16 protein-coding genes are annotated in these 21,165 nt (G+C 68.7%); 6 read left to right on the forward strand and 10 right to left on the reverse strand.

The annotated features are described in order from the left end of the window. Positions 1-144: 144 nt before the first annotated feature. Positions 145-1,563, reverse strand: coding sequence for a M20/M25/M40 family metallo-hydrolase (locus NL2_RS18005; protein WP_157083248.1), 1,419 nt, complete (start codon positions 1,561-1,563; stop codon positions 145-147). An 83-nt stretch (positions 1,564-1,646) separates the two neighbouring features. Then, positions 1,647-2,498, reverse strand: coding sequence for a class I SAM-dependent methyltransferase (locus NL2_RS18010; protein WP_068077332.1), 852 nt, complete (start codon positions 2,496-2,498; stop codon positions 1,647-1,649). A 107-nt stretch (positions 2,499-2,605) separates the two neighbouring features. Between NL2_RS18010 and gyrB the strand changes: the two genes are divergently transcribed. Further along, positions 2,606-5,167, forward strand: coding sequence for a DNA topoisomerase (ATP-hydrolyzing) subunit B (gene gyrB, locus NL2_RS18015; RefSeq protein ID WP_068077373.1), 2,562 nt, complete (start codon positions 2,606-2,608; stop codon positions 5,165-5,167). Between the two features lie 331 nt (positions 5,168-5,498). Then, positions 5,499-8,912, forward strand: coding sequence for a trifunctional glycoside hydrolase family 18/polysaccharide deacetylase/glycosyltransferase family 2 protein (locus NL2_RS18020; protein WP_068077334.1), 3,414 nt, complete (start codon positions 5,499-5,501; stop codon positions 8,910-8,912). Here NL2_RS18020 and NL2_RS18025 read toward each other — a convergent pair. Both NL2_RS18025 and NL2_RS18030 read right to left on the reverse strand, forming a co-directional pair. Next, the gene (locus tag NL2_RS18025) at positions 8,865-10,208 is read right to left on the reverse strand and encodes a sensor histidine kinase (protein ID WP_245647747.1); all 1,344 of its coding nucleotides are present in this window, start codon (positions 10,206-10,208) and stop codon (positions 8,865-8,867) included. The two genes, NL2_RS18020 and NL2_RS18025, sit on opposite strands and share 48 nt — an antisense overlap. A 21-nt stretch (positions 10,209-10,229) precedes the next feature. Continuing rightward, positions 10,230-10,922: a response regulator transcription factor gene (locus NL2_RS18030; protein WP_068077336.1), complete on the reverse strand. Its 693-nt coding sequence runs from the start codon at positions 10,920-10,922 to the stop codon at positions 10,230-10,232. Between the two features lie 80 nt (positions 10,923-11,002). Between NL2_RS18030 and NL2_RS18035 the strand changes: the two genes are divergently transcribed. The 3 genes from NL2_RS18035 to mprF are packed head-to-tail and all read left to right on the forward strand — an operon-like array spanning position 11,003 to position 14,728. Beyond that, entirely contained in the window at positions 11,003-11,731 is a 729-nt protein-coding gene (locus NL2_RS18035) for an AcvB/VirJ family lysyl-phosphatidylglycerol hydrolase (protein WP_084356195.1), read from the forward strand. A 16-nt stretch (positions 11,732-11,747) separates the two neighbouring features. Next, entirely contained in the window at positions 11,748-12,149 is a 402-nt protein-coding gene (locus NL2_RS18040; protein WP_068077340.1) for a DUF2147 domain-containing protein, read from the forward strand. Then, the gene (gene mprF / locus NL2_RS18045; protein WP_245647748.1) at positions 12,146-14,728 is read left to right on the forward strand and encodes a bifunctional lysylphosphatidylglycerol flippase/synthetase MprF; all 2,583 of its coding nucleotides are present in this window, start codon (positions 12,146-12,148) and stop codon (positions 14,726-14,728) included. Before NL2_RS18040 ends, mprF begins: the two co-directional genes overlap by 4 nt. A gap of 25 nt (positions 14,729-14,753) precedes the next feature. On the opposite strand, the gene NL2_RS18050 is transcribed toward mprF, so the two are convergent. The 5 genes from NL2_RS18050 to NL2_RS18070 all read right to left on the reverse strand — a co-directional run bounded on the left by NL2_RS18050 (position 14,754) and on the right by NL2_RS18070 (position 19,122). Further along, positions 14,754-15,392 carry a molybdenum ABC transporter ATP-binding protein gene (locus NL2_RS18050; RefSeq protein WP_068077342.1) on the reverse strand — a complete coding sequence of 213 codons (639 nt, stop codon included), beginning with the start codon at positions 15,390-15,392 and terminating at the stop codon, positions 14,754-14,756. 34 nt (positions 15,393-15,426) lie between these two features. Continuing rightward, complete coding sequence (modB, locus tag NL2_RS18055; RefSeq protein ID WP_068077344.1) at positions 15,427-16,131, reverse strand: molybdate ABC transporter permease subunit; 705 nt, start codon at positions 16,129-16,131, stop codon at positions 15,427-15,429. Between the two features lie 5 nt (positions 16,132-16,136). Further along, positions 16,137-16,925, reverse strand: coding sequence for a molybdate ABC transporter substrate-binding protein (modA, locus tag NL2_RS18060; RefSeq protein ID WP_068077346.1), 789 nt, complete (start codon positions 16,923-16,925; stop codon positions 16,137-16,139). A 125-nt stretch (positions 16,926-17,050) separates the two neighbouring features. Next, positions 17,051-18,430 carry a sensor histidine kinase gene (locus NL2_RS18065; RefSeq protein ID WP_169799540.1) on the reverse strand — a complete coding sequence of 460 codons (1,380 nt, stop codon included), beginning with the start codon at positions 18,428-18,430 and terminating at the stop codon, positions 17,051-17,053. A 20-nt stretch (positions 18,431-18,450) separates the two neighbouring features. Continuing rightward, positions 18,451-19,122 carry a response regulator gene (locus tag NL2_RS18070; RefSeq protein WP_068077349.1) on the reverse strand — a complete coding sequence of 224 codons (672 nt, stop codon included), beginning with the start codon at positions 19,120-19,122 and terminating at the stop codon, positions 18,451-18,453. A 275-nt stretch (positions 19,123-19,397) separates the two neighbouring features. Between NL2_RS18070 and NL2_RS18075 the strand changes: the two genes are divergently transcribed. Then, entirely contained in the window at positions 19,398-19,976 is a 579-nt protein-coding gene (locus NL2_RS18075) for a pseudouridine synthase (RefSeq protein WP_084356196.1), read from the forward strand. Here the strand turns inward: NL2_RS18075 and NL2_RS18080 are convergent. After that, on the reverse strand, positions 19,966-21,129 hold the full coding sequence (locus NL2_RS18080; RefSeq protein WP_068077352.1) for a cupin domain-containing protein: 1,164 nt from the start codon (positions 21,127-21,129) through the stop codon (positions 19,966-19,968). The two genes, NL2_RS18075 and NL2_RS18080, sit on opposite strands and share 11 nt — an antisense overlap. Positions 21,130-21,165: the final 36 nt, after the last annotated feature.

Below are 21,165 nucleotides of genomic sequence, written 5' to 3' on the forward strand. Positions count from 1 at the left end.
AAAAGCGCGGCCGTTCGGCACATCCACAAAAATCGGCTGCTCCTGCCTTCACCCATCCGGGGCTGGCAACGGGGCAGCCGTTTTTGTCGGTGGTCCCCAGCCAGCGCCAGCCTCGACCATTCAGCCGGCGCCAGTCTTGACCAGTCAGCCGGCGTAAGCCTTCACCAGATCGAACAGGTAGTCGCGCCCGGTGTAGAGCGAGCGCACTTCCAGCCGCTCGTTCAATCCGTGCACGCCGTTGCCATCGGGATCGCCCCACGGACCGGGCACGCCGTAGGTCGGAATGCCGATCGCTTCCAGGAAGATGCCATCGGTCGCGCCGGTCGACATCGACGGCACCACCGGCACGCCGGGGAAGTATTTCGCCGCCAGCTTTTCCGCCGGCCCCATGATCAGCGGATCGAGCGGCGGTGCCTTGGCCACCGGGCGCACCGGCGGGACCGGGGTGATCGTGATCTTCGGGTCGGCGAACACCGCAGCGAGCGCGGCCTTGGTTTCGTCCACCGTCCTCCCGGGGAACATCCGGCAGTTGACGTTGGCGCCGGCGCGCTGCGGCAGCGCGTTGTTGGCGTGCCCGCCGTCGAGCAGCGTCGCGACGCAGGTGGTGCGCAGCTGCGAATGGTAGGTGCGGTCGGTGTTGACCACCGCTTCGGCGGCATTGTCCTGCGGGTTTTTCGCCAGCGCGACCATCGCCTTGCCCAGATCATCGCCGCGCGCCGCGCCGGCCTTGGCGAAATAGGCGCGGGTGGTGTCGTTCATCTCGATCGGGAATTCGTGGTTGCGCAGCTTCACCAGCGCATCGGCCAGTTCGTAGATCGCGTTGTCGCGGATCGGGATCGAGCTGTGCCCGCCGGGGTTGGTCGCCTCGATGCGGAAGTTGATCACCGCCTTCTCGCCGACCTGCATTTCCTGGTTGAGCAGCTTGCCGTGGCCATCGGTATTGCCGCCGCCGCCTTCGTTGAGCGCGAACTGCGCGGCGATCAGCTCGGGCTTGTTCTGCGCCAGCCACTGCGCGCCGTTGAAGGCAAAGGTGGTTTCCTCGCCGCAGGTGAGCGCCAGCTTGATCGTGCGCTTGGGCTTGGCGTTGGCGGCTTTCAGCCGGACCAGCGTATCCACCCAGATCGCCGCCATCGCCTTGTCGTCGGACGTGCCGCGACCATAGAAGTTGCCGTTTTCCTCGACCAGCGTGAACGGATCGCGCGTCCAGTCGGCGCGCTTGGCCTCGACCACGTCGAGGTGCGCGAGCAGCAGCAACGGCTTCGCGGCGGTCGACGTTCCGGGAAGGATCGCGACCAGCCCGCCTTCCTTGGGATGCTCGGGCGTGGAAAACAGCGTCAGCTGGCTGTCGGCAAAGCCTGCCGCCTTCAGATGCGCGGCCATGCGTTCGGCTGCGAGCGTGCAGCTGCCCGCCGACAGCGTGGTGTTGGTCTCGACCAGCTCCTTGTAGAGATCGTGGAACGATGCCTGGTCGGGCCGCAAGGCAGCCGCGGCGGGGGCTTGCGCCGATGCGGGCAAGCTGGCCAGCAGGCCGGCGCCGACAAGCGTGGAAACGATCTTGCGCATGGACAACAGCTCCCCGTGGTAAACCGTGTCTTTCCAGCAGGTTTGCAGGCAATGCGCCAGCCCCCATGGCGGGGAGCGAAAAGCTACGCCGGCATCTGTCGCTCGGCAACCCAGTAGCCCATCGACGGCGCCGCCTTGTGCCACAGGCGCGGCCGCCAGTAGCGGACATTCCACGCCATCAGCCGCGACACGGCGGCGTCGAGCCGCACGAACCCGCGATGGTCCCACACCCCGTTGGCACCTGCCGCCATCCCGACGCTTCGGGCGATCCGGTCCAGACCCGGAAACACCGCAAAGCTCTTGGCGCGCACCGCGAAGCCGGCATCGGCCAGCATCGCGTCCATGAGGCGGTGGGGAATGCCGCGCTCGTTGCGGGTCAGGCCGGGGCGGGGCGCGCGGAAATCGCCGAGCGAGACGATCGGCTCGCGCACCAGGAACGGCGCGCCGGGCGCCAGCACCCGCGCGACCTCGCACAGCACTTCGCTGACGTTGGGAATGTGGTGCAGCACGCCGAACGATCCGGCGATGTCGCAGGCACCGTCGGGCAGGTCGATGGCGCCGCGCAACGTCGGCGCGCGGTAATCTGCGGGCGCCCCGGCGATGCGGTCCTGCCAGAAACTGCGTCCGGGCTCGATCGCCACGAACCGGCCGACGCGGCCGGTCAGCGCTTCGAACTCGTCACCCTGCGCCGCGCCCAGCGCCAGGCAGCAGGCGAAACGGCGGTTGCCCAAGTGTTCGAACGCGTGGAAGCGATCGTCCTCCCCTGTGCCCCCTCCGGTGCCCCCACCTGCAAGACTGCTGCCCGCATCGCCGACGATGTTGGCGTAACCGTCCTGCTCATCGGCGAACCAGGCACGCAGCCCCGCATCGTCGAGCCCTTCGCCGTGGAGGCGCTCGCCGGTTAGTTCGGGGGGGATTTCACGGCTTTGCAGCATTTGGCGTCCATACCCCATGCGGTCGAGACTGCGCAAACTTGTGCAAAACGCGATCGCGCGGGGCGCTTTCGCTTGGGGTTCGGCGTGCGTCTGCCTATATGCTGGGCATGGCCAGTACCAACGAAAACATCCCCAACACCAACGCCTATGGCGCCGATTCGATCAAGGTCCTGAAAGGGCTCGACGCGGTGCGCAAGCGCCCCGGCATGTACATCGGCGATACCGACGACGGGTCGGGCCTGCACCACATGGTGTTCGAAGTCAGCGACAACGCCATCGACGAGGCGCTGGCCGGGCATTGCGACCTGGTGCTGATCGAACTCAACCCCGACGGCTCGGTCTCGGTCGAGGACAACGGCCGCGGCATTCCCACCGGCATCCACCAGGAAGAAGGCGTCTCGGCGGCCGAGGTCATCATGACCCAGCTCCACGCCGGCGGAAAGTTCGAGAACACCTCGGACGACAATGCCTACAAGGTCTCGGGCGGCCTGCACGGCGTGGGCGTGTCGGTGGTCAACGCGCTCAGCGAATGGCTGGAGCTGACCATCTGGCGCGACGGCGAAGAACACTGGATGAAGTTCGCCTATGGCGATGCGGTCGCCCCGCTCAAGATTACCGGCCCGGCGCCGTCGGACGGCAAGGGCGGGGTCAAGAAGGGCACCCGCGTCACCTTCATGGCCTCGACCGACACGTTCAAGAACGTGCTCGAGTTCGATTTTGACAAGCTGGAACACCGCTACCGCGAACTGGCGTTCCTCAATTCGGGCGTGCGCATCCTGCTGCGCGACAAACGCCACGCCGACGTGCTCGAGCATGATCTGTATTATGTGGGCGGGATCGCCGCGTTCGTGAAATATCTCGATCGCAACAAAGTGCCGCTGCTGCCCGAACCGGTCTCGATCAGTTCCGAACGCGACGGCATCGGCATCGATGTCGCGCTGGAATGGAACGACAGCTATTACGAAAACGTCCTGACGTTCACCAACAACATCCCGCAGCGCGATGGCGGCACGCACCTGGCGGCGTTCCGCGCGGCGCTGACCCGCACGCTCAACAACTATGCGGAAAAGTCGGGGATGTTGAAGAAGGAAAAGGTCAACCTCACCGGCGAGGACATGCGCGAAGGCCTGACCGCGATCGTCTCGGTCAAGCTGCCCGATCCCAAATTCTCGTCGCAGACCAAGGACAAGCTGGTCAGCTCCGAAGTGCGCCAGCCATTGGAAAGCCTGATGGCCGACCGGATGAGCGACTGGCTGGAGGAAAATCCCGCCAACGCCCGGCAGGTGGTGGGCAAGATCATCGACGCCGCCGCCGCGCGCGAAGCCGCCCGCCGTGCGCGCGAACTCACCCGGCGCAAGGGTGCGATGGACATCGCCAGCCTGCCCGGCAAGCTCGCCGATTGTCAGGAACGCGATCCCGCCAAGTGTGAACTGTTCCTGGTCGAAGGCGATTCGGCCGGCGGATCGGCCAAGCAGGGCCGCGATCGCAGCATCCAGGCGATTTTGCCGCTGAAGGGCAAGATCCTCAACGTGGAGCGCGCGCGGTTCGACCGGATCATCGGATCGAAGGAAGTCGGCACGCTGATCCAGGCGATGGGCACCGGCATCCGCGACGAGTTCAACCTGGCCAAGCTGCGCTATCACAAGATCGTGATCATGACCGACGCCGATGTCGACGGCGCGCATATCCGCACGCTGCTGCTCACGTTCTTCCACCGCCAGATGCCCGAGATCATCCGCGCCGGGCATCTCTTCATCGCGCAGCCGCCGCTGTACAAGGTGAACAAGGGCCGGTCGGAAGTGTACCTCAAGGATGCCGACGCGCTCGATCGCTATCTGGTCGAGGCGGGCACGGCGGGCCGTGTGCTGGAAACGGCGGGCGGCGCGCGATCGGGGCTTGAACTGGCCGAACTTGTCGAACAGGCGCGGCGCCTGCGCAGCCTGATGGCGTTCGTGCCCAAGCGCTACGACCCCGCGATCATCGAGGCGCTGGCGCTGGCCGGTGCGCTCGACCCCGACGCCAGCCGCGAACACCGCGCCACCGCGCTGGCCAGCGCCGCGCGCTGGCTCGATCGCGGCGACGGCGAAGCGCGCTGGACCGCCGGTTTCAGCGAAGCCGGTCTCGACGAAGGCACCGGCTATCACGTCCAGCGCGTGTGGCGCGGGGTGACCGATCACCACATCATCGAACCGGGATTCCTGACCAGCGCCGAGGCGCGCAAGCTGGCGCGCGTCGCGGGCGAAGTGGCCGAAATCTATTCGACCGCCGCGCGGTTCGTGCGCGTGACCTCGGTCAGCGAGACGGCGGCCGAGCCCGAACCGCAGGCCGGCGAAGGTGACGGCGTGGATGAGGCGGTCGAAGCCGCACCGATCCGAGCGGTGGGCAAGGACAACGGGCTGATCACGCGGCCGTCCGAACTGCTCGACGCGGTGCTGGCGGGCGGGCGCAAGGGCCTGTCGATCGCGCGGTACAAGGGGCTGGGCGAGATGAACGCGATCCAGCTGTGGGAAACCACGCTCGATCCCGACAACCGCTCGCTGTTGCAGGTCAAGGTCGAGGATGCCGACGTCACCGACGAGATCTTCACCCGCCTGATGGGCGACGTGGTCGAACCGCGCCGCGACTTCATCCAGGAAAACGCGCTGAACGTGGCGAATCTGGATGTGTAGGAGCGCGAGCGCGATCTGAACCCCCGCTCATGATGGGGCAGGCTTCGACCAGCTCAGCGGCTCCTCCGGATGAGCGGTTCGTGTTGATCGCGCTATGCTCCGGCGGATCGGCACCCCCCTGATTTACCCGGCCCACCCTGTCGGTTTTTTAATGTTATGCCCACGCTGCGGCAGGCCGGATTTCCCTAGGGAATGGAAGACGGTCGGCGGCATCCGTCGGGTTGCGACCTGACGATCCCCGGTTTTTGATTCGTCGGAACGCCGGCCGTCACCCCCGATCCGGCCGCCGCCAAATCGCGGGCGCAGCCACTACAGTTGCAGGAACCGCCACGTGGGACGCCCGATCTTCTTCGACCCGACCGGGCGCCGCCGCCGCCGCACGCGTGGCTGGACGTTTGCCGGACTTGCGCTGCTGCTGTTCGCCAGCGTGGTGTTCGCCACCACCGTGGTCAGCGTGCCCGCGCCATCGCCGCTGCCGATCGGGTTTGAACGGATGGCCCCGCTGCCGCTGCGCACCCAGGTCAGCCGCATCAAGTCGAAAATCTCGAGCCTGTTCGCGCGCAAGTCCGCGCCGCGCCACCCGCTTGCCGGCGCGAGCGCCATCGCGCCGCTGACGGTGGCGTTCTACACGTCGTGGACCGACGAAAGCGCGCCCGCGCTGGAACACCATATCGACCAGGTCGACTGGGTCGCGCCGACGCTGCTGTCGCTCGCGCACGACGGGCAACTGGTGATTACCGAGGACCAGCCGCTGCGCCGCGTGCTGGCCGCGTCGATCCATCATCCGCTGGTGGTGCCGGTGCTGCAGAACGCCGCCAACGGCACATGGGACGGGCCGGGAACGGCCGCGCTGCTGCACGATCGCGCGCGCCGCGCCGCGCTGGAGACCAGCCTGTCGGCCTATCTCGACAAGACCGGCGACGGCGGGATCATGATCGATTTCGAGAACATCCCCACCGCCAGCCTGGTCGATCTGCGGCAGTTCCTGTCCGAACTGCGCGCAAAGTTCACACCGCGCCGCCGGATCGTGTCGGTGACGATGCCGATCGACAACCCGGCATGGTCTTCGCGCGCGCTGGCGCAAGTGACCGACAAGGTCGTGTTGATGGCGTACGACGAACACTGGCAGGGCGGCGAGCCCGGCCCGATCGCGTCGGATGCGTGGTTCGCCAGTCACCTGAGCGAAAATTTGCGGGGCATGGGGCCGGGCAAGGCGATCGTCGCGCTGGGCAACTATGGCTACGACTGGCACGATGGCCATGCCGACAGTCTGACCGTGGAAGAAGCCTGGCTCGCTGCGCACGACAGCGGCGCGAAGGCGGTGTTCGACCGGGCGAGCGGCAACACCGGCTTTGCCTACACCGACAACGACACCCGCCATGATGTGTGGCTGCTCGATGCCGCGACATCGTGGAACCAGATGCAGGCGCTCAACCGGCTGGGCATCAGCAGCGTCGCGCTGTGGCGGCTGGGTTCGGAAGACCCCGGCTTCTGGACCGCGTTGCGCGCCTGGCGCACCGGCGGCCAGCCCAATCTCACCGCCATCGCGCAGGCCAACAATGTCGATGTCGAGGGAAACGGTGAAATCCTGCGGATCGAGGCGACACCGGTCGCCGGACAGCGCAACCTGACGTTCGATGCGAAGTCGCACCTGATCACCGCCGAAGACTATCGCCAGTTGCCGCTGCCGTTCGTGGTCCAGCGCACCGGCGCGCGCGACAAGCTGGTCTCGCTGACGTTCGATGACGGGCCCGACCCGACGTGGACTCCGCGCATCCTGTCGGTGCTCGAACAGTACCACGTGCCCGCCACGTTCTTCGTCATCGGTGAGAACGGCGTGGCCAATCGCGGGCTGCTGCAGCGCATGATCGCCGACGGCGACGAGATCGGCAACCACAGCTACACCCATCCCAACATGGCGGATGAGGCGCGGGCCGGGGTCAGGCTGGAGCTCAACGCCACGCAGCGGCTGATCGAAGCCTATACCGGCCGGTCGACCCGCCTGTTCCGCGCGCCCTATTTCGGGGACGCCGAGCCGACCACCAACGACGAACTGGGACCGGCGCTGATCGCGCAGCAAAGCGGCTATACCGTGGTCGGGCTGCACGTCGATCCGGGCGACTGGAAGCGCCCCGGGGTGCAGGCGATCGTCGACAACACGCTGAACGAGGTCGAGCATCCGCAGGCGGATCGTTCGGCCAACATCGTGCTGCTGCACGATGGCGGCGGTGATCGGGCGCAGACGCTGGCGGCCTTGCCGCAGATCATCACCGGGCTGGAAAAGGCCGGGTATCGCATCGTGCCCACCGCGACGCTGGCCGGGTTGCGGCACGATCAGGTGATGCCGCAAGTGACCGGCATCGATCTGGTCGCGGTGCGGGCCGACATCGCGATCTTCTCGCTGCTGGCCGCGATCATCGCCGCGCTCAACTGGACGTTCTTCTTCGCCATCGCGCTGGGCATCGTCCGCGCCGTGGGGCTGACCGGGCTGGCGCTGTTCCCCGATCGCCGCGTGGGCTTGCCGGCCGAACCGCAGACGCATCCGATCGTCACCGTGATCATCCCCGCGTTCAATGAGGAACGCGTCATCGAAAGCTCGGTGCGGCGGATTCTGGAGAGCGATTATCCCGAACTCGAGGTCATCGTGGTCGATGACGGATCGAAGGACCGCACCAGCGAAATCGTCGCGAGCGCGTTCGGCAACGAGGCCAGCGTGCGCCTGCTGACGCTGGAAAACGGCGGCAAGGCGCGTGCGCTCAACACCGCGCTGCGGCTGGCGAAAGGCGACGTGGTCGTCGCGCTCGACGCCGATACCCAGTTCGAGCGCCAGACCATCAGCCGGCTGGTGCGCTGGTTCGATCACGAGCGCATCGGCGCGGTGGCGGGCAACGCCAAGGTCGGCAATCGCATCAACCTCGTCACGCGCTGGCAGGCGGTGGAATATGTCACCGCGCAGAATATCGAGCGGCGCGCGCTGACCCGGTTCGATGCTATCATGGTCGTGCCCGGCGCGGTCGGTGCCTGGCGGCGTTCGGCGCTGGAGGCGGTCGGCGGTTTCCCCGAGGATACGCTGGCCGAGGACCAGGACCTGACCATCGCCATCCAGCGCAAGGGCTGGAAGATCGCCTATGACGAGGACGCCGTGGCGTGGACCGAAGCGCCCGAAAGCTTCCGCGCGCTGGCCAAGCAGCGGTTCCGCTGGGCGTTCGGTACGCTGCAGTGCCTGTGGAAGCACCGCCGGGTGATGTCGGACCGCAAGCCGAGCGGGCTGGCCTTCGTCGGCATGCCGCAAGCGTGGACGTTCCAGATCCTGTTCGCGCTGGTCTCGCCGCTGATCGACCTGGCGCTGTTTATCTCGATCATCGGCACGCTGGTCCGAATCGCGCAGCACGGCTGGGCGCAGACCCAGACCGACGTGATCCGCATGGGCGCCTATTGGGCAGCCTTTACCTCGATCGACCTCGTGTGCGGGTTCATCGCCTACCGGCTCGACAGCCGGGGCGAGAAGTTTCCGCCGCTGCTGCTGCTGGCGCAGCGGTTCGTCTATCGCCAGCTGATGTACAGCGTGGTGATCCGCGCGGTGGGGGCGGCGTTCAGCGGGCTGGGCATCGGCTGGGGCAAGCTGGAGCGCAGCGGCCGGGTCAGCGCCAACGCGGTGGACGCAGGCTCCGACCTGCCCGAGCCGGCGCGGCCCGATTCAGATGCGGGGCAGCCGCAAAGTCGCGACGAGCCCGTCCTCGCCTGACAGTTCGAAACTGCCACCGTGGAGTTTCGCCACGGCGGCAACCATCGCCAGCCCGAGCCCGCCGCCGGGACGCGTCCGCGCGTTGTCGAGCCGGGTGAAGCGTTCGACCGCGCGCGCACGGTCCTCCTGCGCGATGCCGGGCCCGTTGTCGCTGATCGCCACTTCGCCCCAGCCGGGTACGGCGCGCGTGGTCACGCTGATATCGCGGCCGCCGTATTTCAGCGCGTTGTCGATCACGTTGGCGATCGCGCGCGAGACCAGTTCGCGGTCGGCCAGCACCGTCACCGGCGCGAACGTGCCGGCCAGCGTCGCGCCCGATTGTTCGGCCAGCGGTTCGTAGAGATCGACCAGGTCGGCGGCGGTTTCGGCCAGATCGATCGGGCGGCGGCGATCGGCGACCGTGCCGCCTTCGAGCCGGCTGATGTCGAGCGCGGTCGCCAGCATCGCGCGCAACGCGTCGGCGTCCATCCGTGCGGCCTGCAGCGCCTCGATTGCGGCGTGGTCCTGCGCCTTGGCCAGCGCGGTGTCGATCGACGCGGTCAGCCGCGCCACCGGTGATTGCAGGTCGTGCGCCAACGCGCCGGATACCGAGCGCAGCTGCGCCACCAGCTGGTCGATGCGCTCGGCCATCTGGTTCATCTGCAGGCGCAAGTGATCGAACCCGTCGCCGGTCTGCTCGACCGGCACGCGCGCAGCGAAATCGCCCGAGGCGAGCGCGGCGGCGGTTTCGGCGATGGCATGCGTGCGGCGGCTGATCGTCACGCCCAAAAACAGCGCGCTCGCCATGGCAAAGGCCACCGCGACCAGGATGGTGAGCCCGATCGCCTCGGCAAACGCGAGGTCCAGCCGCCGTTCGCGATCGGTCAGCGCGCCGACCACCAGCTGGGTGCCGTCGGACAAGTCCGTCGCCAGCGCGATCCCGCCATGCAGCGGCTGCTGGCGCCCGCGCACGATCGATACGTGCACGATCCGGTTGGGCGTGGCGATGTGCGGCACAGTCAGGACATTGCCCAGCAGCGGCGGATTGCGCCCGGTCACCGCCACGAACACCAGCGGATCGGCCGATCGTCCGCGCCGCTGCGCCACGAAATCGTCCAGTTCCTCGCGCCCGCCGTCATAGAACGCGGCGAGCAGGTCGTCGCGCACGTCGATCACCTGGCGCACGCGGTCGGCGCCGACCACGTCGAGCATCTGCGTGCGCAGGAACGCGATCGCGGCCACGCTGGAGGCGATCTGCAGCACGAACACCGCGACCACCAGCCGGACCATCGTCGGCGAAAGGCGCGCGCGCGCCATCGGCTTCCCCCCGCTTTCGGCTCAGTCGGCGGCGAGGCGGTAACCGGCCCCGCGCACGGTGTGGAACAACGGCTGCTCCTCGCCATCGTCGATCTTGCGGCGCAGGCGGCTGATGTGGACATCGATCACGTTGGTGCCGGGATCGAAGTGGTAATCCCACACCGCCTCGAGCAGCATCGTGCGCGTCACCACCTCGCCCTGATGGAGCATGAGGTATTCGAGCAGCCGGAATTCGCGCGGCTGCAGCGCGATCTTGCGCTGCCCGCGCCGCACCTGCCGGGCCAGCCGGTCCACTTCCAGATCACCGACGCGCAGCACCGATTGCTGCTGTTGCTGCTGCGCGCCGCCGGTGCCGCGCCGCATCAGCGCCTGCACGCGGGCCAGCAGTTCCGCGAACGAGAACGGCTTGCCCAGGTAATCGTCGGCGCCGGCGGTCAGCCCGGTGATGCGATCGTCGGTGCTGCCCAGCGCCGACAGCATGATCACCGGCGTGGTCACGTTGGCCGCGCGCATCGCCTTCAGGCACGACAGCCCGTCCATCCCGGGCAGCATCCGGTCGAGCACCACCGCGTCGAAATCGCTGTCGGTCGCCAGGAACAGGCCATCGCGCCCGTTGTCCGCGCGGTCGACGGTAAATCCTTCCTCGGCAAGCCCTTGCGCGATGTAGTCGGCCAGTCGCTCATCGTCGTCGACCAGAAGAATGCGTCCTGCCACTAGTGCTCCTTGCTTCAGATGACAGGGTGTTAATCCGTTCCTCACCGTGGCGATAGGGGCTGCGCGATACGACAGGCACCATGCCCCGTCCGAAATTGAAGACGTCGCTCGCCATCGTGCTGCTGGCCGCCCTGGCGACGCTGGGCGTCGGCGGTTATTTCGACACCGATCCGTGGCGGTTCCAGCCAGCGACGGGCGGCGCGCCGCAAAGCCGGCTGGTGGCGCTGTTCGTCTCGGGCGACATGGGCATGCGCATGGGATCGGGCGAAGGATCGGTCGGCGCGCTGCGCGCCAGCGGCGTGCCGGTGCTCACGGTCAACTCGTCCGCGCTGTTCGGCCGGCCGCGCGACGGCGCCTTTGCCCGGCAGGTCATGACAGAAGCGCTGCACCGCGCGCTGGCCGCCAGCGGCGCGGCGCAAGTGGCGGTGATCGGCACCTCGTTCGGGGCCGACATCGTGGACAGCGCGTTGGGGCAGGTTCCAGATGCGCTGCGCCGCCGCATCGCCTCGGTCACACTGGTGGTGCCCGGAACGAGCGTCTTTTTCCATGCCAATCCCAGCGGCCTGGCCTATCTCGGCACGCCCGACAGCGATGCGCGCACCACCGTGCCCGCGCTGCGCGGACTGCGGCTGACCTGCATCTACGGCAGCCAGGAACCGTCGACCCTGTGCCGCACGCCACAAGCGGCGGGCATGCGGATCGAGGCCATTCCCGACGGCCACCTGATGCTGCGCCACCGCGCCGATCTGCACGCTGCCATCGTCCGGTCGGTGATGGCCCCGCCGGCACAATGGCCTGCAGCGCGCTGACCCGGGTCTCATCGTCATGCGGGCAACACCGATCCTGATGCTTTCGCTGCTGGCCGCCCCGGTGCCATCGGCCGCGCAAGCCGATGCCGTGCTGTGGGGCCAGTGGCGCAACCCGCGCGGCAGTGTCGATGTGCAGATCGCCTCGTGCGGCCCGGCGCTGTGCGGCACGGTGGTGCGCGCGTCCGCTGCTGCCGTCGCGGATGCCCGCGCGGGCGGGACCGCGCAGCTGGTGGGCCGCGAGCTGATGCACGGCTATCGCCACGACGGGCCCAACCGCTGGAGCGGGACGGTCTATGTCCCCGACGTGGGCCAGAGCTTTTCGTCGCATATCCAGCTGGTCGATCGCGACCACGCGCGGATCGCGGGGTGCCTGCTCGGGCGGTTTCTGTGCAAGTCGCAAGTGTGGCGGCGCCTGTGACCGGGCACAGCCTGGCGCGCGGCAGGACCGGACCGGGCGGCGGGCTGCGGCGCGGCGTACTTGTGCTGGTTGCCGTGGCGGTGCTGGGCTTCATCGCGTGTGCCGCGGCGTCGCGGCTGGGATCGATCCTCTCCCCGCGTGACGCGCTGGCTGCGTTGGTCGGAATCGCGCCGTGGCAGATCGCCGCATCGATCGCGCTGACCGTGGCGAGCTACCTGCTGCTGACGTTCTACGACGCGCTGGCCTTGCGCCTGCTGGGGCAGCGCGTGCCCTGGCGCACCTCCGCGCGCGCTGCGTTCACCAGCTACGCCTTGTCGCACACGCTGGGCTTCGGCGCGCTGACCGGCGGATCGGCGCGGCTGCGCATCTACGGTGCCGCCGGACTGCCGCCGGCGACCGTGGCGCGGATCGTGGTCATCGCCGGTTGCGCGTTCTGGGCGGGCGTGGCGCTGGTGGCGACGATCGCGATGCTGGCGATCGGGGACCCCATCCTGATCGCCGGGCTCGTTATCGAACCCGTCGCCGCGCGCGCGACCGGGGCGGCGGTGCTGGCGACGCTGTTGGCGCTGCTGGCATTGCGCCGCGCCCGTCCGGCGCTGTTTGCACCGCTCGAAAAGATCGTGCCGTTGCCCTCGGCGCGGTTGGCCATCGTCCTGCTGGGTGTCGCTGCGCTCGATCTGGCCGTGGCCGCGCTGGCGCTGTGGGTGCTGTTGCCGCCCGAGCAGGTCGGTGCGTTTTCCGGCTTTTTCCTGATCTATGCGCTGGCGATCATCGTGGCGCTGGTCAGCCATGTGCCCGGCGGCATCGGTGTGTTCGAGGCGGTGGTAATCGCCGCGCTGCCCGACAGCGGCAGCGACACGCTGGCCGCGCTGATGGTCTATCGCCTGGTCTACTACGCCCTGCCGCTGGCCGCCGCGATGGCGCTCAACGCCGGGATCGAGGCGCGCGGCCTGGCCCGCCGCGCCGCACCCCGGCTCGGCCCCGCACGGCGCCTGGCGCTGGCGATCAGCCCGGCGCTGTTCGGCATGCTGAGCTTCGCGGGCGGGCTGGTGCTGCTGCTGTCCGGCGCGCTGCCGGCGGTGCACGGACGGATGCGCGACCTGGTCGATCTGCTGCCGCTGCCGTTCATCGAGGCGTCGCACCTCGCCGCCAGCCTCGTTGGCACTGCGCTGCTGCTGGTCGCCCCGGCGCTCGCCTCGCGGCTGGCCAGCGGGATGCGCGCTGGCCGGGCGTTGTTCCTGCTGGGCGCGGTGTTCTCGCTGGCGAAAGGCCTGGATTACGAGGAAGCGGCGGTCATGCTGACGCTGGCGCTGCTGCTTCATCTGGCGGCACCGGCGTTCTATCGCGGGCGGATCGGCGCGTTTTCCACGCACAACCGCGGCTGGCTGCTCGCCGCGACCGGCGCGGTGCTGGTGGCGGTGCTGTGCGGGCTGGCGGCCTATCGCGCACAGGGCATCTCCGGCGAACTGTGGTGGCAGTTCGCGCTGAACGGTGATGCGCCGCGTTTCCTGCGCGCCAGCTTTGCCACCGCGATCGTGGTGGCCGCGTTCACGGCGCGCGAATGGCTGACCCGGCCCACCCCGCGCGGCGGCACCGGGCGCCTGCCCGTCAGCGTGCTGCTGCGCGCCACCGCCGTTTCGGGCCGCAGCGACGCCGCGCTGGCGCTGACCGGCGACAAGCGCTTCCTGGTTTCCGCCGAGGGCGACGCGTTCCTGATGTTCCGCCCGCAAGGGCGCACATGGATGGTGATGGGCGATCCGGTCGGCCCGCGCGAACGCTGGCCCGCGCTGGTGTGGGAACTGCGCCGGCTGGCCGACGTGTCCAACGCGTGGCTGTGCTTTTACCAGATGAGCGAGGCGATGCTGCCGCTCACCGTCGATCTCGGGCTCACCGCCGCCAAGTACGGCGAGGAGGCGGTGATCGATCCGCGCAGCTTCACGCTCGCCGGTCCGCGCATGAAGCTGCTGCGCAACGGCCGCGCGCGGGGCCTGCGCGAAGGGCTCAGCCTCGCCGTGGTCCGCGCCGCCGCTGTGCCGGCCTGGCTTCCCGAATTGCGCAAGATTTCTGACGAATGGGTGCGCGCGCGCGGGGTGCAGGAAAAGGGCTTCAGTCTGGGCCGGTTCGATCCCGATTACCTGTCGCGCTTCGACATGGCGCTGGTGCGGCAGCACGATCGCATCGTCGCCTTCGCCAACATCTGGCGGTCGGGCGACGGCGCCGAATTTTCGGTCGACCTGATGCGGCAGGTCGACGATGCGCCGTCCGGCACGATGGACTTCCTGTTCACCGAACTGATCGCCCGCGCGAAAGACGAGGGCTGCCTGCGCTTCAACCTGGGACTGGCGCCGCTGTCGGGGGTGCACGGCGGGCGGCTGGCGCCGTTCTGGGCACGGTTCGCCACCGCGTTCTTCATGGTCGGCGGGCGGTTCTACAACTTTGCCGGTTTGCGCTTCTACAAGGACAAGTTCGCGCCGCAGTGGCAGAGCCGCTACATCGCGTTCCCGCGCGGCGGTGCCGGGTTCGTGGCGCTGGGTGCGCTGATCCGGCTGGTGTCGGGCCGCACGCGGCGCGGCGGCTGAGTTTCCAGCCGGGCGCAGCGCAGGATCAGGCGGAACGGCCCTCGCCGATGGGCACGATCCGCCCGGCCAGCCGTTCCACTTCGGCGCGATCGTGACTGACGTAAAGGATCGGCACGCCCAGTTCGTCGCGCACTTGCTCGATCACCGCCATGATCTCGTCGGCGCGGGCCGCATCGAGCGACGACAGCGGTTCGTCGAGCAACAGGAACCGCGCGCCCGACAGCAGCGCGCGGCCGATCGCGACGCGTTGCGCCTCGCCGCCCGACAGTGTGTGCGGCCGCCGGTCGAGCAAGGGTCCGATGCCCAGGAACGCGGTGACCTCGTCCAGCGCCATCCGTCGCCGCTCGACCGGGGCCAGTCGCCAGCCGAACAGCAGGTTGTCGCGAACCGAGCGGTGCGGGAACAGCCGTCCGTCCTGGAACACGTACCCGCAGGCGCGCGCCTCGGGCGGCAGATTTATGCGCGCCGCATGGTCGAACAACACCGTGCCCGCCACCACGATCCGGCCGGCATCGGGGCGCAACAGGCCCGCGACCATGTCGAGCACGCTGGTCTTGCCCGCGCCCGATGGCCCGAACAGCGCGGTCAGCGCGGCGTCGCTGCGGAACGTCACGGCGATGTCGCGATGCCCGCGACGGCAGCGGACGTCGATTTCAAAGGACATCTGCTCAGAGGGCGCATTCTCAGAGGGCGCATTCTCAGAGGACATGGCGGCGATCGTCCGCAGGCGCGTGGCCCATGCGGCGGGCCAGCAGTTCGGACGCAATCAACGCCGCCAGCGACAGCGCGACCGAGACCATCGCCAGCCGTAGCACGGTGGCGTCGCCGCCCGGCATCTGCAGCGCGGCATAGATCGCGATCGGCAACGTCTGCGTCTCGCCGGGAATGTTGGACACGAACGTGATCGTCGCGCCGAATTCACCGATCGAGCGCGCGAACCCCAGAACCGCGCCTGCCATCACCCCCGGCATCGCCAGCGGCAGTGTGATCTGCGCGAACGTGCGCCAGGCACCGGCGCCCAGCGTGCGCGCCGCGCCTTCCAGCCGGCGATCGACCGCCTCGATCGACAGCCGCATGGCGCGCACCATCAGCGGCAGTGCCATCACCGCCGCCGCCACCGCCGCGCCGGTCCAGCGGAACAGCAGCGTCACGCCGAACAGGCGATCGAGCAGCTTGCCCGCCGGGCCGTTGGCGCCGAACGCCAGCAGCAGCAGCCAGCCGGTGACGACCGGCGGCAACACCAGCGGCAGGTGGACCAGCGCATCGAGCAGGATTTTGCCGGGAAAGCGCGCCCGCGCGAGCACGAAGGCAAGCGCGAACGCCGCCGGCAACGCGACCAGCACGGCCACGCAGCTGACCTTCAGCGACAGCGCGATGATGCCCCATTCCTCCGGCGACAGCATTCCGGTCAGCGTCCGGGGGCGGTGAAACCGAACCGCGCGAAGATCGCCCGCCCCTCAGGCGAAACCAGGAAGCGGCGAAAACCCTCGGCATCGCCATGGCGCGACGCGGCCAGCACCGCCACCGGGTAGGTGATCGGCGGATGGCTGGCGGCGGGAAACATGCCGATCACGCGCACGTCGGGCGATGCGCGCGCATCGGTGGCATAGACAATGCCCAGCGGCGCGGCACCATGCGCCACCAGCGCCAGCGCGGCGCGCACGTTCTCGGCGCGCGCGACACGGCCGGCGACATCCTGCCACACCCCCAGCCGCTCCAGCGCGGCCTGGCCATACTTGCCGGCGGGCACGCTCGCGGGATCGGCCATCGCCAGCCGCCCGTCGCCCAGCGCGCGGGCCAGCGCGAACCGCGGGCCGATTGCAAGCCGCAGCGTGCTGGCGGCGGGCGCGACCAGCACCAGCCGGTTGCCGAGGAAATCGACGCGCGTGCCGCGCCGCACCAGCCCCTTGGCGGCGATCGCGTCCATCCATTCCTCGTCGGCGGAAACGAACAGGTCGGCGGGCGCGCCTGCCAGCACCTGTCGCGCCAGCGCGGACGATGAGGCGAACGACAGCACCGGTCGGGGGTGCTTTCTGGCCGCCCACGCATCGGCGGCGGCGGTCAGCGATTCCTGCAGGCTGGCGGCGGCCAGCACCAGCGGTCCGGTCGTCTGCGCCCGCGCAGGGGTGGAAACACAGCAAGCCATCAGCACGGCGACGGCAAGGTAGCGGTAGAGGCAGCGGAACAGGTGGGTCATCGGCGCGTCTCGACCAGTTGGCGAAGACCGGCCTATATCGCAACGCGGCCTATCGAACACCCTTGGTCGAACACCTTGGGGTCGAACACGTTGGGTCGAACATTGGGAGACTGGGCGGCGCTACGTCACCGCTCGATCGTCGGATGGTCATCGCGCCGCGACAGGCGCAGCGTGAAGCGCGCGCCGCCGCCCTGTCCGCTGCCATTTCGCGCGGTACCGGCTTCCAGCGCGCCACCGCACACGATCATGATCCGCTCGACGATGGCCAGCCCCAGCCCGGCGCTGTCGCTGCGGCGATCGCCTTTGCTGCGGAAACGCCGACTTTCGCCGTCGCGCACGTCGATGGCGATCCCGGGGCCGTCGTCCTCGATCGCGATGCAGCCGTCGTCGGTGACCGAAACGGTGATGGTGCAGCCGTCGGGCGTGTGGCGAATGGCATTGTCGATCATGTTGGTCAGCGCGATCCGGACCAGTCCGGGCACGCCGCAGACCGCATCGGGAACCGCCGTCGGCGCGACGAACGCGATGTCGTGGTTGGCGCGGATCGCCAGCGGCGCCATCAGGCTGACCGCCTCGCGCGCCAGCTCGCACGGATCGATCGGCTCGATCTGCGGGTAATGCCGGTCGATTGCCGCCAGTTCCATCAGTTGGCGCACGACATGGTTGGCGCGTTCCACGCCCAGCTGGATGAGATCGCGCTCGGCCGACGGTTCCAGCCCTTCCGCGCGCAGCGAGATCAGCGCCAGCGGGGTGCGCAGTTCGTGCGCCACGTTGCCTGCGAAATCTCCCTGGAAGCGATAGCCCGCCTCAAGCCGGTCGAGCGCGCGGTTGGTCGCGGTGACCAGCGGCGCGGCCTCCAGCGGCAGCACCGAAGCATCGAGCCGCACGTCGATGCGGTGCAGGCTGATCGCGTCCGCTCCGGCCGCCGCGCGCCGAAAATTGCCGGTCACGCGGCGGATGACGAACAGTTCGACCAGCAGCGAGGCGAGCACGAATCCCGGCACCAGCCACAGAAACCGCGCCAGGAACGAGCGCACGACATCATCGACGATCTCGTCGGGCACGTCGCGGTTCTGGACGATTACCACCCACCGCGCGATCCCGTCGGGTTGCGGCGGCAGTGGCAGGCTGAACATGTCGAACGCGCGGCGCTTGCTGAACACCGGGCTCGACTCGCGGCGGATCACCGAGAGCGGCAGCGGCAGCGCATAAGGCCCGTGCGCGAAGACATGGCCGGCCGCATCGACGATCGCATAGCGGCGGCCGCCGCGCGCCTCGCGGTAGGCGGTGTCGCGCATATGGCCCATCGGCGAGATGGCGGCGGTTCCGGGACGGGCCCCGGCGGCGATGGCGTGCGCTTCCAGGTTCAGCCTTTCGGCGACGAAGCTGTCGGCCGTTTCGCGCAGCAGCACCGACAGCAGGATCGGCAACACGATCGCGATCGCCGCCATCAGCACGATCTGCGACAGCACCACCTGGCCGAACAGCGAACGCGGCGCGAACATCGAACGGAGCAGGCGCGACCTCATGCCGCCGATAGGAGATAGCCGATACCGCGCACCGTCGAAACCTTGACCGCCGCAGTCACGTCTTCCAGCTTGCGCCGGATGCGGTGGACGTAGACTTCCACCGCGTTCGACCCCAGGCCGTCGCCCGATCCGAACAGCTGGTCCTCGAGCAGCCGCTTGGGGATGACGTGCCCCGAACGCCGCATCAGCAGTTCCAGCAGCTCGATCTCGCGCACCGACAGGTCGATCAGCGATCCGGCCACGCACACCTCGCGGCTGCGCGTGTCGAGCGTCAGGTTGCCCACCGCGAGCAGGTGTTCGACATAGCCGCCCTGGCGGCGCAGCACCGCACCCAGCCGGGCGTGCAGTTCCTCGAACAGGAACGGTTTGACGATGTAGTCGTCGGCCCCGCTTTCCAGCCCCTTGACCCGCATCATCCCCTCGCCGCGCGCGGTCAGCACCAGCACGGGTTCGCTGTACTGGTTGGCGCGCAACCGCTGCAGCAGGTCTAGCCCGTCCTCGTCGGGCAGACCCAGATCGAGGATCATCGCGGCATAGCTCACGGTTTCGGCCAGCAGTTGCGCATCGCCGGCGGTGCTTGCCACATCGCAATGGATGTCGCGCCGGGCGAAGGCGGCAACCAGAGCGTCGGCCAGTTCCTTGTTGTCCTCGACTATCAGCAATCGCATGGCCGTTCCCTTCTGGGCTTCTATCATGCCACGCACAATCTGACACGGGCCTTACGATCCCGGAGCCTCGTCCCGGCTGCCGTGGGTCCCGGGACCCGGCCCGGAGTATGCCGGGCCCCGGGGACATTCGCCGCTGCATCACGTGGGGACAGAAAGCAGCGGCCGAATGTAGGGCGGATGGTGCGTCCGGGATCGTGGTTGCACCATCAGCGCATGCCGGCCCTTGTCGCGGGACGCACTTACGCCGACCTTACGCACCGCAAGAATTTTCGCAGATGACCGGGAAAGGGCCGCGCGCCTTGTCGAAACTGATCGTGTTCAACAAGCCTTACGGGGTGCTGTCGCAATTCACCGATCGCGGCACCGATACCGTGCGCGCCACGCTGTCGGATTTCATCGCGGTGCCGGGGGTCTATCCCGCCGGGCGGCTCGACCGCGACAGCGAGGGGCTGCTGCTGCTGACCGATGACGGCGCATTGCAGGCCCGGATCGCCGATCCACGGTTCAAGCTGGCCAAGACCTATCTCGTGCAGGTGGAGGGCGATGTGGCAGACGACAGCCTCGCCGCGCTGCGCCGGGGGGTGATGCTCAACGACGGCATGACCCGGCCGTGCGAGGTGGAGCGAATCGCGCCGCCCGCGCTATGGCCGCGCGATCCCCCGGTGCGCTTCCGCAAGAGCGTGCCCGATGGCTGGATCAAGCTGACGATCCGCGAGGGCCGCAACCGTCAGGTCCGTCGCATGACCGCCGCCGTCGGCCACCCCACGCTGCGGCTGGTGCGCTGGCAGGTGGGCGCGTGGACGATCGAAGACGTTGCGCCCGGCCAGTGGCGCGAAGTGGCGGTCAGTCGTTAGCTTCGACCGCGACGCTGCCGCCCGCCAGCAGCCGCGCGATCAGGGCCAGGTCGTCGTCCGACGTCGCCAGCCCGGCGGACAATTCGATCCGATCCTGCGCGCACAGCCGTTCGGCCAAAGCCACGGTGTGGCCCGAGCATTCGAAGCCGTCGCCGTCCACGAACAGCTGCACCGTGCCGGGACCGGTGCGGATGAACGCAAAGCGGCTCGCCGGGTTGCGCAGCAGCGCAACGCCGCGCGCCATCATCTTGCGCAACCTGCCGGGCGGTACGGCCTCGCCCGGTTGCCAGTCCACCTCGGGGTATTTGCGCGCGGTGTTGTGGCGTCCGAACCAGCGCGCAAAGGTGTCGCGATCGCGCAACGCGTCGGTCACCATTGCGTGCAGCGCCGCGATCGTATCGCCCGGTATCTCGCCCGGATTGTCGGGCCGAACCAGATCGGGGTCGGCATAGCGATCGTCGTCGGCCAGCCCGTCGAGCACGTCCTCGCACCAGTGCGCGATCAGTTCGCTGCGCGACGGCGCGCGGAACCCGATCGAATAGGTCATGCAGTCATCGCCCACCGCGACGCCGTTGTGCGGCACGCCGGGCGGCACATACAGGATGTCGCCGGGCTCCAGCAGCCACTCCTCGGTGGCTGCGAAATCCGCCAGCAGGCGCAAATCGTCGTGCGGCAGCAGCGGCGTGGCGGCATCGCACGGCGCGCCCACCTGCCACCGCCGCTGGCCCAGGCCTTGCACCAGAAACACGTCGTACTGGTCGAAATGCGGACCCACGCCGCCCCCGTCGGCGGCATAGCTCACCATCACATCGTCGACCCGCCAGTTCGGCACGAAGCGGAACGGCGCGATCAGCGCGGCGACATCGGCCACCTGATGATCCACCGCCTGCACCAGCAGCGTCCAGCGCGCCTTGCCCAGTTTTCCGAAACGCGCTTCCGTGAACGGACCATGCTCGAGCTTCCAGATGCCGTTCGCGCCGTTTCCGGTCCGCAACACGATGCGCGATTCGACATCGTCCTCGCACGCCAGCCCGGCCAGTTCATCGGGATCGAGCGGATTGGTCCACGCCGTCCACGGATCGCGGATGACCACAGGGCGCTTCTGCCAGGACGTGCGCAGGAACGCGTCGATATCGAAATCACGCAGTTGCATAAAGTCTTCCCCCGGTTGGGTTTCCGGTTGGACCGT

Source organism: Novosphingobium lentum NBRC 107847 (genome assembly GCF_001590965.1).
Taxonomy (GTDB): Bacteria; Pseudomonadota; Alphaproteobacteria; order Sphingomonadales; family Sphingomonadaceae; genus Novosphingobium; species Novosphingobium lentum.

Bases quoted from the DNA above. Each gene is read 5' to 3' on its own strand.
- NL2_RS18005 (WP_157083248.1), bottom strand. From the start codon at position 1,563: ATGCGCAAGATCGTTTCCACGCTTGTCGGCGCCGGCCTGCTGGCCAGC.
- NL2_RS18010 (WP_068077332.1), bottom strand. From the start codon at position 2,498: ATGCTGCAAAGCCGTGAAATCCCCCCCGAACTAACCGGCGAGCGCCTC.
- gyrB (WP_068077373.1), top strand. From the start codon at position 2,606: ATGGCCAGTACCAACGAAAACATCCCCAACACCAACGCCTATGGCGCC.
- NL2_RS18025 (WP_245647747.1), bottom strand. From the start codon at position 10,208: ATGGCGCGCGCGCGCCTTTCGCCGACGATGGTCCGGCTGGTGGTCGCG.
- NL2_RS18035 (WP_084356195.1), top strand. From the start codon at position 11,003: ATGCCCCGTCCGAAATTGAAGACGTCGCTCGCCATCGTGCTGCTGGCC.
- NL2_RS18040 (WP_068077340.1), top strand. From the start codon at position 11,748: ATGCGGGCAACACCGATCCTGATGCTTTCGCTGCTGGCCGCCCCGGTG.
- NL2_RS18050 (WP_068077342.1), bottom strand. From the start codon at position 15,392: ATGTCCTTTGAAATCGACGTCCGCTGCCGTCGCGGGCATCGCGACATC.
- modB (WP_068077344.1), bottom strand. From the start codon at position 16,131: ATGCTGTCGCCGGAGGAATGGGGCATCATCGCGCTGTCGCTGAAGGTC.
- modA (WP_068077346.1), bottom strand. From the start codon at position 16,925: ATGACCCACCTGTTCCGCTGCCTCTACCGCTACCTTGCCGTCGCCGTG.
- NL2_RS18065 (WP_169799540.1), bottom strand. From the start codon at position 18,430: ATGTTCGCGCCGCGTTCGCTGTTCGGCCAGGTGGTGCTGTCGCAGATC.
- NL2_RS18070 (WP_068077349.1), bottom strand. From the start codon at position 19,122: ATGCGATTGCTGATAGTCGAGGACAACAAGGAACTGGCCGACGCTCTG.
- NL2_RS18075 (WP_084356196.1), top strand. From the start codon at position 19,398: ATGACCGGGAAAGGGCCGCGCGCCTTGTCGAAACTGATCGTGTTCAAC.
- NL2_RS18080 (WP_068077352.1), bottom strand. From the start codon at position 21,129: ATGCAACTGCGTGATTTCGATATCGACGCGTTCCTGCGCACGTCCTGG.